The organism is Microbacterium sp. ZW CA_36 (assembly GCF_044987475.1).
In the GTDB taxonomy this organism is placed as follows: Bacteria; Actinomycetota; Actinomycetes; order Actinomycetales; family Microbacteriaceae; genus Microbacterium.
On record NZ_JBJDRL010000012.1, the window covers coordinates 1 to 12791 of the forward strand.

Consider the following 12791-nt stretch of genomic DNA (forward strand, 5'->3'; position numbering starts at 1 on the left):
GTCCCGCGCCCGGCGTCGCCCTGGTGCCGCGAGCCGGTGTCGCCCCGGTCCCGCCCGGTCCCGCGCCCGGCGTCGCCCTGGTCCCGCGCCCGGCGTCGCCCTGGTCCCGCGCCCGGCGTCGCCTGGTCCCGCACCGGTGTCGCCACGGGTTCGGGGCGCATGCCGTGCGTTCGGGGCGCACGGCGCGCGCCCCGAACGGACGTATCGCGCCCCAAACCCGGATGGGGACGGATGCCCACGGCCGCGGCATCCGTCATTCCCACTGGATGGGAATCTCCGACGCGGACCACACCGCGCGGTGCGACGCTGGGAAGACCCGAGTCGTCGAAGGAGACCTCATGACCGCGACCCAGCCCGATCCACAGGGCGAGGAGGCGTTCTCGTCGTCGGTGGTGCTCGAGCAGAACGTGGCAGCGCCGGAGTCGCTGCTCGCCTCGCCCGACCAGCTGACGCAGAACGAGATCACGCAGGAGATCGTCGACTACCACGCCGCCGCAGCGCGGCGCGAGGAGGCGGGGGAGCGGCAGAACATCAGCCTGCACGACTTCCCGCCGTACCGGTCGAGCCTGCTGCGCCATCCGACCAAGAACCCGAAGCTCGTCGACCCCGAGACGATCGAGTTGTGGTCGCCGGCCTTCGGGCAGCGGGATGTCGCCGCCATCGAGTCCGACCTGACGCTGCAGCACATCGGCGAGCCCCAGGGCGAACGCATGACCGTCGAGGGCCGCGTTCTCGACTCGTGGGGGCGCCCGGTCGCCGGCCAGCTCGTCGAGATCTGGCAGGCGAACGCCGCCGGCCGCTACATCCACCAGCGCGACCAGCATCCCGCACCCCTCGACCCGAACTTCACCGGCGCCGGCCGCATCGTGACCGACGACGACGGGTTCTACAAGTTCACGACGATCAAGCCCGGCGCCTACCCGTGGAAGAACCACGTCAACGCGTGGCGTCCCGCGCACATCCACTTCTCGGTCTTCGGCTCGGGCTTCACACAGCGCCTCGTGACGCAGATGTACTTCCCCGGCGACCCGCTGTTCCCGCTCGACCCGATCTACAACACCATCTGGCGACAGAAGGACCGCGACCGGCTCATCGGGCTGTACGACCACGACCTGTCGGTGCCCGAGTTCTCGATGGGCTACCGCTTCGACATCGTCGTCGACGGCCCCGACGCGACGTGGTTCGAGCCCGAAGAAGGAGAGCACTGATGTCGACCCGCACCAAGCGCGACCTGGGCCCGAAGACCCACGAGGCCACGGGCGGGCAGACGGTCGGCCCGTTCTTCGCCTTCGGCCTGGACTACCCGAAGAAGCACGAGGTCGTCTTCCCGCACAGCCCCGGTGCGATCGTGCTCGGCGGCACGGTGTTCGACGGCGCCGGTGCGCCGATCCCCGATGCCGTCGTCGAGATCTGGAGCGCCGACGAGAACGGCGAGATCCCGCGCGCCCACGGCGCGTTCCGCCGCGACGACCACTCCTTCACGGGCTTCGGCCGGGCGGCGACGACGGACGTCGGCCGCTACGAGTTCTGGACCCGCAACCCCGGTCCCATCGACGGCGGCGCCCCGTTCTACTCGGTCGTGGTCTTCGCGCGCGGGCTGCCCGACAAGCTCGTCACGCGCATCTACCTGCCCGAGCACGACGATCTGCTCGCGGCGGACCCGCTGCTGTCCTCGCTCGACGAGGACGACCGCGCTACGCTCATCGCGACGCGCCTGGCCGATGGCAGCCTTCACCACGACATCCATCTGCAGGGCGAGAAGGAGACCGTGTTCCTTGCCTTCTGACCGTGACCGGCCCCCGATGGACGAGGGCCTGCTCTCGCCGGTGACCGTGGGTCACGACGAGACGGTGACGGATGCCGCGTACCTCGACGCTCTGGTGACGGCCGAGGTCGCGCTGGCCCGGGCCTACGGCGAACTCGGCCTTGCTCCGGCGGAGGCGGTGGACGAGATCGAGGCGGAGTTCGGCTGGCAGGGCGGCCTGCGCGGATGCCCCGACCACGGCGTCGACCTGACGGCGCTCGTTGCGGCATCCGTGGCCGGCGGGAACCCTGTGATCCCCCTCGTCGCGCGGCTCCGGGAGCGCGTGTCGGACGATGCTCGCGTGTGGGTGCACCGCGGGGCGACGAGCCAGGACATCGTCGACACCGCCGCGATGCTGCTCGCCCGCACGGCGACCAGCAAGGTCGTCGCCGCGCTCGAGCACACCGAGGTCTCGCTGCGCTCGCTCGCGCGCTCGCGTCGCGACGAGGTGGCGGCCGCCCGCACGCTCACCCAGCACGCGGTGCCGACGACCGTGGGCCTGCGCGCCACAGCATGGCTGAGAGGCGTCGCGCGTGCCAAGGAGCGAGTGCAGGAAGTGGAGCACAACCTGCCGGCACAGCTGGGCGGCGCCGCCGGGACGCTCGCGTCGTTCGCCGAGATCGCCGGACCCGAGCCCGCCGCCGACCTGCCCGCGGCGTTCGCGCACGAACTCGGGCTCGCGGCGCCCGACGCACCATGGCACACGACGCGCTGGCCCATCACCGAGCTCGGCGACGCCCTCGTGCAGGCGATCGACGCGGTCGGCAAGATCGCGGGGGATGTCGCGACCCTCAGCCGCACCGAGATCGGCGAGCTCGCCGAGGGCTCGGGCGGCGGATCGTCGGCGATGCCGCAGAAGCGCAACCCCGCGGCATCCGTCCTCATCCGCTCCGCCGCGCTGCGCGCGCCGCAGCTGGGTGCGACGCTGCACCTCGCGTCGGCGCTCGCGGCCGATGAGCGGCCCGACGGCGCCTGGCACGCGGAGTGGCCGACGCTCAGGGAGCTGCTGCGTCTCGCGCTCGGCGCCACGGCCCATGCCTCTGCACTCGTGAGCGACCTGCACGTCGACACCGACGCCGTCGCGCGCAACCTCGGTGCGACCGGCGGGCTCATCGTGGCCGAGCGGCTCTCGCTCGTGCTCGGCCCCGTGGCGGGCGCCGAGGCCGTGTCGCGTCTCGTCTCGGACGCGGCCGCGGGCGGCGGCGAGCGCGATCACGTCGGGCGCGGGGCGACACCCGAGGCGTTCGTCGCCGACCTGCTGGATCCCGCGAACTACACCGGCCTGGCCGGCGCGCTGGTGGACGATGCCGTCGCGCCTTCGGGCCGGTCCGGCGCCGACGTCGGTCCCCGGTTCGGGGCGCACGACGCGCGTTCGGGGCGCGCGGCGCACGCCCCGAATGCACGCGACGCGCCCCAAACCCCGCTTTCGGACCAGGAGGAGAACCCGTGACACTTCCCGCCATCGCCGTCGGCGCGCCCGTGGGGCCCTCGACAAGCTCAGGCGCCGGGGGCGTCGCGGGCACCGGGGGCGGCTCAGGGACCGGGCGAGGCGCGAGCGCCGCCGCGCCGACGCTCGTCCTCGGGCCGTCGCTCGGCACGTCGACGCTGCTGTGGGAGCGCGTGATCCCGGCCCTCGCCAAGCGCTATCGGGTCGTGGCGTGGGACCTTCCCGGCCACGGCGCCGCGCGGCCGGCGACCGAGCCGTTCACGATCGCCGAGCTCGCCGATGCCGTCGCCGAGGCGGTCGAGGGCCCGTTCCTCTACGCCGGCGTGTCACTCGGCGGCTGCGTGGGCCTCGAGCTGCTCCGGCGCCACGGCGACCGCATCGACGCCGCCGCGATCATCTGCTCCGGCGCGGCGATCGGCGCCCCCGAGGGGTGGCGCGACCGTGCCGCTCAGGTGCGTGCGCAGAGCACCTCGAGCCTCGTCGTCGGATCGGCGCAGCGCTGGTTCGCGCCGGGCACGATCGCGCGCGACCCCGACCTGACCGGGCGCATGCTGCACGTGCTGCAGGACACCGACGACGAGAGCTATGCGCTGTGCTGCGAGGCGCTCGCGGGCTTCGACGTGCGGGACGGGCTCGGCGAGATCGCCACTCCGGTGCTCGCGGTCTGGGGCGATCACGACGGCGTCACGCCCGAGGCATCCGCTCGCGAGATCGCCGACGGCGTGCAGCGCGGCCGGACGGTCGGGATCGCGGATGCCGCCCACCTGCCGCCCGCGGACGATCCGGCCGCGACGGCCGCGGCGCTGCGAGAGTTCTTCGACGCCGTTGCGCGGGAGCGTGCGGCATGAGCCGGCCCGCGGGCGAGGGCCTCACCGACGAGGAGCGATACGACCAGGGGATGGCCGTCCGGCGCGAGGTGCTGTCGGACGCCCACGTGGACCGGGCCATCGCCGGCACGAACGAGCTCACCGCCGACTTCCAGGACTTCATCACCCGCGTCGCGTGGGGCGACGTCTGGTCGCGCCCCGGCCTCGATCGGCGATCGCGGTCGGTCGCGGTGCTCACTGCGCTCATCGCACTCGGCCACCACGAAGAGCTGGCGATGCACCTGCGGGCGGCCCTGCGCAACGGCCTGACCGTCGACGAGATCAAGGAAGTCATCCTGCAGGCGGGCGTCTACTGCGGCGTCCCCGCCGCCAACACGGCTTTCCGCATCGCGAAGGACGTGTTCGCGGAGGAACACTGACGCCGTAGGCTTCATCGCATGACGGACCCGGGGACCGCATGACGGCCGAGCACGCGCCCCGCATCCTCTATCAGGTGAAGCAGGTCGAACTGGCGGTCCGCGGGCGCCTCGATGCGGTCGTGCGGCCGCACGGCATCACCGTCACGCAGTACACGGCGCTCACCGTGCTGGAGCAGCATCCGGGAATGAGCTCTGCGCAGCTCGCCCGCCATGCCTTCGTGTCGGCGCAGGCGATGGAGGGGATCGTGCGCGCCCTGGGCGAGGCGGGGCTGATCGAGCGCGTGCGCGACGCCGACAACCGCCGGCGCATGACGATCTCGCTCACTGCGGCGGGCACCGCACTGCTGGCGGCATGCCGGAACGACGTCGACCGCATCGAGGCCGAGGCCTTCGCCGGTCTGTCGTCGACGGAGCGCTCTGCGCTCGGTCGATGGCTGCAGGATGCACGACGCGCGCTCGAGCAATCGCCCTGACCCCTTGATTCATCATCAGGAAACTTGATAATTGGTCCTAGCTCCGTCGCCGACGACGGAGTCCCTGTCGATGATGACAACGGAAGGACCACCCCATGTCCCCGCACGTACGCACGCGCGTCCTCGGAGTCGCAGCGGTCGCCGCCGGCGCGCTGCTCTCCGCCGGTCTCGTCGCCCCGCCCGCCGTCGCAGCCACCCCGGGCGATTACTCCGGCTCGCTTCCCACCGGAACGACCTGGCTCGCCTCGGTGCCCTCGGACTGGAACGGCACCGTCCTGCTGTACAGCCACGGATACCGGCCCTCGTTCGTCCCCGGCAACCCGGCATCCGTCGCCCCCGACGACGCCACGAAGACACTGCTGCTCGAGCAGGGTTACGCGCTCGTGGGCTCGTCGTACGCCGCGAGCGGATGGGCGGTTCCCACCGCCGTCGACGACCAGCTGCAGTCGCTCGACGCGATGCTCGATGAGACCGGCCTCGATCCCGACCACATCCTGGCGTACGGCACCTCCATGGGCGGCCTCGTCACCGGCCGGATCGCGGAGTCCGCGGGCGACGTCATCGAGGGCGCGATGCCCACGTGCGGGCTCATGGAGGGCGGCGTCGATCTGAACAACTACCAGCTCGACGGGGCGCACGCGATCGACCAGCTGCTGGCTCCCGCGCAGGAGATCGACATCGAGGGCTATGCCACGCTTCCCGATGCGTTCGCGGCGTCGGCGGCACTGACTGCGGCGGTGGATGCCGGCCAGCAGACGCCCGAGGGGCGTGCGCGGATCGCCCTCGCCGCCGCCCTGTTCCACCTCTCGGACGGCGTGCTCGCGGCGGACGCGCCCACCGATCCCGCCGTGGCGCAGCAGTCGCTCTACGAGCAGCTGGTCGACACCATCGGGTTCGTCACGCCGGGGCGCTTCGACATCGAGTCGACCGCGGGTGGCAACGCGACGTGGAACGTCGGCGTCGACTACCAGAAGCTCTTCGCCCAGTCCGCGGACCGCGCGCTCGTCCAGGAGCTGTACCGGCAGGCCGGGCTGGGCCTGAAGGGCGACCTGGCGACGCTGACGCAGACCGCGGACGTCGCGGCGGACCCGGGATCGGTCGAGACGCTGCGCGCGTCGTCGGGGCTCACCGGCGACCTGGAGATGCCCGTGCTGACGCTCCACACCCTCGACGACATCCTCGCCCCGGTGCAGGTCGAGCAGGAGTACGCAGAGGACGTCCGCGCAGCGGGCGACCAGAGCCTGCTCCGTCAGTACTTCGTCGACCATGTCGGGCACTGCGTCTTCACGCCGGCCGAGATCGCGGCCGGCATCGAGACGCTGATGGACCGAGTCGAGAGCGGACACTGGGGCGGCCAGTCGGCCGAGCGCATGAACCGCCTCGCGGCGTCGCTGGACGAGAGCGGGTCGGCCTTCGTGCCGACGAAGCCCGGCGAGTTCCTCGCCGACCGCGAACGGCGCTGACCGGCCGCCGATCGCCGCAGTCGCAGAGAGGCCGCACCCCGACCCGGGTGCGGCCTCCGCGTCTCTCTCCGGCGGCGTCGCGTTGGGGTGTCACGACGCGCGGCTACGTCGTGCGCGTTGCCACGTTTCGTGACACATGAACGGTTGCCGGTGCGTGCCGGCGCCGGTTCGGGGGTCACGACGCGCGGCTACGTCGTGCGCGTTGCCACGTTTCGTGACACCCGAACGGTTGCCGGTCCGGGCCGTCGACTCGCGAGGGATGCCGCGCGCGGCCGGGTGCGATAGGCTATCCGCAGAACGGACGACTGTTCGCACAGCGAACACGAGGGGATCGTATGATCGACAAGACCGTGGGGTCTGTCGCGGAGGCCGTGGCCGGCATCCGCGATGGAGCGACCATCATGATCGGCGGCTTCGGCCGCGCCGGGCAGCCGGTCGAGCTCATCGACGCGCTCATCGCGCAGGGCGCCACCGACCTGACGATCATCAACAACAACGCGGGCAACGGCGATACGGGGCTCGCCGCCCTCCTCGCCAAGAAGCGCGTGCGCAAGATCCTGTGCTCGTTCCCGCGCCAGCACGACTCCTGGGTGTTCGACGGGCTGTACCGCGCCGGCGAGATCGAGCTCGAGCTGGTGCCGCAGGGCAACCTCGCCGAGCGCATCCGTGCGGCCGGCGCCGGCATCGGCGCCTTCTTCTCGCCGACGGGTGTCGGCACGCAGCTGGCCGAGGGCAAGGAGCTCCGCGAGATCGAGGGGCGCAACTACGCGCTCGAGTACCCCATCAGGGCGGATGTCGCGCTGGTCGGCGCGTATCGCGCCGACCGCTGGGGGAACCTGGTCTACCGCGAGACGGCGCGCAACTTCGGCCCGATCATGGCCGCTGCCGCGACCACCACGATCGTGCAGGTCGACGAGATCGTGCCTCTGGGTTCGCTCGACCCCGAGTCGGTCGTGACCCCCGGCATCTTCGTCGACCGGGTGGTCGCGGTGGGGGAGCGCCGCTGGCTGAGCGACGGCGCGTTCGTCGGGGGAGTCGACATCGAAGGGCGCCCGCTCGTACGCGCGGACTCATCCGCAGAAGGAAGCGAGGTCGACCAGTGAGCGCCACCGAGTCGTCGCCGGCCACGCGCATCACGCGCGAGCAGCTCGCCGCGCGCATCGCGCAGGACATCCCCGAGGGCTCCTACGTGAACCTCGGCATCGGGGCGCCGACGCTCGTCGCCGACTACCTGCCGCAGGACCAGGAGATCATCCTCCACACCGAGAACGGGATGCTGGGCATGGGGCCGTCTCCGGCCCCGGGCGCGGTCGACCCCGACCTCATCAACGCCGGCAAGCAGCCGGTCACCGCGCTCGCCGGATCCGCGTACTTCCACCACGCCGACTCGTTCGGCATGATGCGCGGCGGCCATCTCGACGTGTGCGTGCTGGGTGCCTTCCAGGTGTCGCAGGCCGGTGACCTCGCGAACTGGTCCACCGGAGCGCCGGGCGCCATCCCCGCCGTCGGCGGTGCCATGGACCTCGCCATCGGCGCGAAGAACGTCTATGTCATGACGGACCTGCTGACCAAGACCGGCGAGTCGAAGCTGGTCGAGGCCTGCACCTACCCGCTGACCGGCGTCAGCTGCGTCACGCGCGTCTACACGGACCACGCGGTGTTCGACGTCACGCCCGACGGCTTCGCGGTGCGTGAGGCGTTCGGCGACAACACGATCGAGCTCCTCGCCGAGCTCACCGGACTGGAACTGACCGACGCTTCAAGGAGCACGGATGCCGCGGCCCGCAGCATCCGGGAGGAGAACTGACATGGCCACCTACATCTATGACGCGGTGCGCACGCCGTTCGGGCGCGCCGGCGGTGCCCTGTCGGGCGTGCGGCCCGATGACCTCGCCGCGATCGTGATGAAGGCGACGGCCGAGCGCACGGGCATCGACCCGGCCCGGATCGACGACGTGATCTTCGGCGATGCGAACCAGGCGGGCGAAGACAACCGCAACGTCGCGCGCATGGGTGCGCTGCTGGCCGGGTTCCCGACATCCGTCACGGGCGTCACGGTGAACCGCCTCTGCGCCTCGTCCGTCGAGGCGGTGGTCCAGGGCTCCCGCGCGATCGAGGCCGGCGACACCGACATCGTGCTCGCCGGGGGCGTCGAGTCGATGAGCCGGGCGCCGTACGTGGTCGAGAAGTCGCCGCGGCCGTGGCCGAGCGTGGGCAACCAGACGATGTGGAACACGTCGATCGGGTGGCGCATGACCAACCCGAAGCTGCCGAAGCAGTGGACGATCTCGAACGGTGAGTCCGCCGAGCTGATCGCCCGCGAGTGGGGCATCTCGCGCGAGGCGCAGGACGAGTTCGCGGTGCGCTCGCATCGGCTCGCCGCCGAGGCGTGGGCCGCGGGCCGCTACGACGGCGAGATCGTGCAGGTGCCCGGTGCGGAGCTCGCCCGCGACGAGGGCATCCGCGACGACACCTCGGTCGAGAAGCTCGCCGGGCTGAAGGCGCTGTTCGCCGCCGACGGCGAGGGAACGGTCACGGCGGGCAACTCCTCGCCGATCAACGACGGCGCGTCGGCCGTGCTGCTCGGGCGCGAGGGTGCGCTGCCCGGCGAGCCTCTGGCGCGCATCACCGCACGTGCCGCGCACGGCGTGGACCCCGACCAGTTCCCGATCGCGCCGATCGAGGCCGCGAACAAGGCGCTGGCACGCGCCGGGCGCACGTGGGCGGACGTCGACTTCGTCGAGCTCAACGAGGCGTTCGCGTCGCAGTCGCTCGCATGCTTGGCCGGCTGGCCCGAGCTCGATCCCGACAAGCTCAACGTGCACGGCGGCGCGCTGGCGATCGGGCACCCGCTCGGCGCCTCGGGCGGGCGCATCATCGGCCACGCCGCGCACGAGTTGCGCCGGCGCGGCAGCGGCGTCGCGGTCGCCGCGATCTGCATCGGCGTCGGGCAGGGGCTCGCCGTCGTACTCGAACGGTGACCCGCGTTCCGGGTCGGTAGGGTGAGCCGATGACCGCGACCAGCGATGTGCCCGCCGCGGCCGACCGCCGCGGCGACCCGACCCCCGCCGCCGTCACCGACCTGGCTGGCAGCGGCGTGGTCCCGGCGGGCAGTGACCCCGCCGCGGGAAGGGACACCGTGCAGTCCCTCGCGCGGGGGCTCGCCGTCATCCGCGCCTTCGATGCCGACCACGCCGAGCTCACGCTGAGCGAGGTCGCGCGACGCGCCGGCATCACGCGTGCGGCGGCGGGCCGGTTCCTGCGAACGCTCGAGGAGCTGGGCTACGTCCGCGGCCGTGACCGGCTCTTCGCACTCACCCCGCGCGTGCTCGAGCTGGGCTTCAGCTACCTGTCGGCGCTGTCGATCCCCGAGATCGTGCAGCCGCACCTCGAGCGCCTGTCGCGCGACGTCGACGAGAGCGTGTCGGCGGCGGTGCTCGACGGCGAGGAGATCGTTTACATCGCCCGCGTGCCGACCCGCCGCATCATGAGCGTGCGCATCACGATCGGCACGCGGTTCCCCGCCTTCGCGACGTCGATGGGACGCGTGCTGCTGGCCGGGATGCCGGATGCCGCCCGCGACGCGCTGCTCGCGGCATCCGCTCTCCCCGCCCTCACCGACCGCACCGTGACGAGCGCCGGCGCGCTGCGCGACGAGCTCGCGCGCGTGCGGGAGCAGGGCTGGGCGCTGGTGGACGGCGAGCTGGAGCCGGGCCTGCGCTCGGTGGCCGTCCCGCTGCACGATCGCCGCGGCGACGTGGTCGCGGCCGTGAACGTGTCGACCAGTGCCACGCGCGACAGCATCGACCACGTCGTCGCCGAGTATCTCCCCCCGCTGCAGCGGACCGCGGCGGCCATCGACGCCGAGCTGCGCCTGGTCTGAGGTCACGGGCGTTTCGTCTCGCTCCGCTCGCTCAACGACCGGGGCCCGCCTCGGGCGACACGACGGGCGTTTCGTCTCGCTCCGCTCGTTCAACGACCGGGGCCGCATGGGGCGACACGACGGGCGTTTCGTCTCGCTCCGCTCGTTCAACGACCGGGCCGGGGCCGCATGGGGCGACACGACGGGCGTTTCGTCTCGCTCCGCTCGTTCAACGACCGGGCCGGGGCCGCATGGGGCGACACGACGGGCGTTTCGTCTCGCTCCGCTCGCTCAACGACCGGGGCCGCTTTGGGCGACACGACGGGCGTTTCGTCTCGCTCCGCTCGTTCAACGACCGGGGCCGGGGCCGCATTGGGCGACACCCCGGTCGTTGAGCGAGCGAGGCACGAGCGAGACGAAACGCGCCGGCTCTGACCCGTACGGATGCCGCGGGCCGCGGCGTCCATCTCAGAACACGATCGTGTGGTTGCCGTGGCGGATGATGCGGTCCTCGGCGTGCCACAGCACCGCGCGGGAGAGCACCTGGCGCTCGACGTCGGCGCCGCGGCGGGCGAGCTCGGCGGCGGAGTCGGCGTGCGTGACGCGCACCGTGTCCTGCTCGATGATCGGACCCTCGTCGAGGTCGTCGGTGACGTAGTGCGAGGTCGCGCCGATGAGCTTGACCCCGCGCTGCTTCGCCTTCTTGTACGGCTCGGCGCCGATGAAGGCGGGCAGGAACGAGTGATGGATGTTGATCACCGGCACCCCCAGCTGCGACAGGAAGTCGCCCGAGAGGATCTGCATGTACCGCGCGAGCACGACGAAGTCGACGTTGCCTCTGAGCAGCTCGATGATCTTCGCCTCGGACGCCGACTTGTCGGGACCGGGTGCGCCCGGCACGTGGAAGAACGGCACGCCGAACGAGCGCACGTCCTCGGCCGATGTGGTGTGGTTCGAGATCACCATCGGCACGGTGACGGGCAGGTCGCCACGGCGGTGGCGCCACAGCAGGTCGAGCAGGCAGTGGTCCTGCTTCGACGACAGGATCGCCATGCGCTTGGGCACCGACTGGTCGGTCAGCGACCACTCCAGCTCGAAGCCGGCGAGCGTCTCGGCGATCTCGCTCTCGATCACGGGGCGGTCGGCGGCGAACCCCGGGCGGTGGAACACGACCCGCTGGAAGTACGCCCCGCCGGTGGGGTCGTCGGAGTACTGGTCGAACGCGACGATGTTGCCGCCGATGCGCGTGATCATCGCCGAGACGGCGGCCACGATTCCGGGCCGGTCGCTGCCGTGCACGATGAGGCAGGCGTGGTCGGGCTTCAGGTTCGGTGAGGCTGGCACCGTTCGATTCTGCCCTGTGCGAAGGATCGCCGCTTCTTGGCGTCGGATGCGCGGATTCACAGGCGACAGCCGGATGCGGCGGCCAATACCCTGACGGCATGAACGCCGCCACGCCCACCCGTGCAGCGGGTCGCGACGACCGGATCACGCTCCGGTTCATGGCGGTGCCTTCCGACACCGCCGCCGGTGGACGATCCGTCGCCGCCGGAAGCGTCATGGAGTGGATCGACAAGGCCGGCTACGCGTGCGCGGTCGGCTGGGCGGGCGCCTACTGCGTCACCGCGTACGTCGGGAATGTCCGCCATCGGCGGCCGATCGCCCCGGGAAGCCTCATCGAGGTGCAGGCACGCATCGTGTACACCGGCCGTACGAGCATGCACGTGGTCGTCACCGTCTCGTCGGCGCGGGTGAATGAGCGCGCCTACACGCCGGCGACGACGTGCATCCTCGTCTTCGTCGCGAAGGGCGAGGACGGCCGGCCGACCGAGGTGCCGGCGTGGGAGCCGGTCTCGCGGTCGGATCACAAGCTCGCCGACGGCGCGCTCGAGCGGATCGAGTCGCGCGCCGAGATCAAGCGGCTCATGCTGGCGCAGGAGTACACGGACGCGTCGGCGGCGCCGCGCACCACGCTCCGCTTCCTCGCCCCGCCGGGCGTCGTGAACTTCGGCGGCAAGGCTCACGGCGGCACCGTCATGCGGTGGATCGACGAGGCGGACTACGCGTGCGCCGCGGCGTGGGCGAAGGACGGTCTCGGCACGCCTCGTTCCTCGGCACTCGATCCGGCGGGCGCCGACGCCAGCGCGGCGGTCGGCGTCTACTCCGGCGGCATCCACTTCTTCGCGCCCGTCGTCATCGGGCACCTCGTGGATGTGGACGCGCGCATCGTCTACACCAGCAGGCACAGCATGCATCTGAGCACGCAGGTGTGGACGGCCGATCCCCGCACGCCGGCGGAGCGCATGCTGACGACCCAGTGCCTGAGCGTGTTCGTCGTGCCCGGACCCGATGGCGTCGCCCGGCCGGTTCCGCAGTGGAGCCCGGAGCTGCCCGAGGATGTGCGCCTGCAGGAGCACGTGCGCGAGATCATGAGCCTGCGCGAGGAGATCCCGCCCATCGCGGCATCCCTCACCCTCGAGCCCTGAGCCAAGCCGC

General features: G+C 71.9%; 13 protein-coding genes. 12 read left to right on the forward strand and 1 reads right to left on the reverse strand.

Going from position 1 to position 12791, the window contains the following annotated elements:
* The first annotated feature begins 338 nt into the window (after nucleotides 1-338).
* From pcaH to ACI3KX_RS07635, 11 genes are all read left to right on the forward strand, one after another.
* Nucleotides 339-1208, forward strand: a complete 870-nt coding sequence (gene pcaH / locus ACI3KX_RS07585; RefSeq protein WP_404909215.1) for a protocatechuate 3,4-dioxygenase subunit beta — start codon at nucleotides 339-341, stop codon at nucleotides 1206-1208.
* Nucleotides 1208-1786: a protocatechuate 3,4-dioxygenase subunit alpha gene (gene pcaG, locus ACI3KX_RS07590; protein ID WP_363355426.1), complete on the forward strand. Its 579-nt coding sequence runs from the start codon at nucleotides 1208-1210 to the stop codon at nucleotides 1784-1786. Before pcaH ends, pcaG begins: the two co-directional genes overlap by 1 nt.
* On the forward strand, nucleotides 1776-3254 hold the full coding sequence (locus tag ACI3KX_RS07595) for a lyase family protein (RefSeq protein WP_404909217.1): 1479 nt from the start codon (nucleotides 1776-1778) through the stop codon (nucleotides 3252-3254). The genes pcaG and ACI3KX_RS07595 overlap by 11 nt, the downstream gene beginning before the upstream one ends.
* Nucleotides 3251-4099, forward strand: coding sequence for an alpha/beta fold hydrolase (locus tag ACI3KX_RS07600; RefSeq protein WP_404909219.1), 849 nt, complete (start codon nucleotides 3251-3253; stop codon nucleotides 4097-4099). The genes ACI3KX_RS07595 and ACI3KX_RS07600 overlap by 4 nt, the downstream gene beginning before the upstream one ends.
* Entirely contained in the window at nucleotides 4096-4497 is a 402-nt protein-coding gene (pcaC, locus tag ACI3KX_RS07605) for a 4-carboxymuconolactone decarboxylase (RefSeq protein ID WP_404909221.1), read from the forward strand. The genes ACI3KX_RS07600 and pcaC overlap by 4 nt, the downstream gene beginning before the upstream one ends.
* A 38-nt stretch (nucleotides 4498-4535) precedes the next feature.
* Complete coding sequence (locus tag ACI3KX_RS07610; protein ID WP_363355419.1) at nucleotides 4536-4970, forward strand: MarR family transcriptional regulator; 435 nt, start codon at nucleotides 4536-4538, stop codon at nucleotides 4968-4970.
* Between the two features lie 95 nt (nucleotides 4971-5065).
* A complete protein-coding gene (locus tag ACI3KX_RS07615; protein WP_404909223.1) occupies nucleotides 5066-6433 on the forward strand; it encodes an alpha/beta hydrolase family protein in 1368 nt (455 codons plus the stop codon).
* 335 nt (nucleotides 6434-6768) lie between these two features.
* Entirely contained in the window at nucleotides 6769-7536 is a 768-nt protein-coding gene (locus ACI3KX_RS07620) for a 3-oxoacid CoA-transferase subunit A (RefSeq protein ID WP_404909225.1), read from the forward strand.
* Entirely contained in the window at nucleotides 7533-8240 is a 708-nt protein-coding gene (locus tag ACI3KX_RS07625; protein ID WP_404909230.1) for a 3-oxoacid CoA-transferase subunit B, read from the forward strand. The genes ACI3KX_RS07620 and ACI3KX_RS07625 overlap by 4 nt, the downstream gene beginning before the upstream one ends.
* Before the next feature lies 1 nt (nucleotide 8241).
* Nucleotides 8242-9414: a thiolase family protein gene (locus ACI3KX_RS07630; RefSeq protein WP_404909232.1), complete on the forward strand. Its 1173-nt coding sequence runs from the start codon at nucleotides 8242-8244 to the stop codon at nucleotides 9412-9414.
* A gap of 29 nt (nucleotides 9415-9443) precedes the next feature.
* Complete coding sequence (locus ACI3KX_RS07635) at nucleotides 9444-10316, forward strand: IclR family transcriptional regulator C-terminal domain-containing protein (RefSeq protein ID WP_404909234.1); 873 nt, start codon at nucleotides 9444-9446, stop codon at nucleotides 10314-10316.
* Between the two features lie 447 nt (nucleotides 10317-10763).
* Here ACI3KX_RS07635 and purU read toward each other — a convergent pair whose 3' ends face one another.
* The gene (purU, locus tag ACI3KX_RS07640) at nucleotides 10764-11639 is read right to left on the reverse strand and encodes a formyltetrahydrofolate deformylase (RefSeq protein WP_349425481.1); all 876 of its coding nucleotides are present in this window, start codon (nucleotides 11637-11639) and stop codon (nucleotides 10764-10766) included.
* 98 nt (nucleotides 11640-11737) lie between these two features.
* Between purU and ACI3KX_RS07645 the strand changes: the two genes are divergently transcribed.
* On the forward strand, nucleotides 11738-12781 hold the full coding sequence (locus tag ACI3KX_RS07645) for a hotdog domain-containing protein (protein ID WP_363355407.1): 1044 nt from the start codon (nucleotides 11738-11740) through the stop codon (nucleotides 12779-12781).
* Nucleotides 12782-12791: the final 10 nt, after the last annotated feature.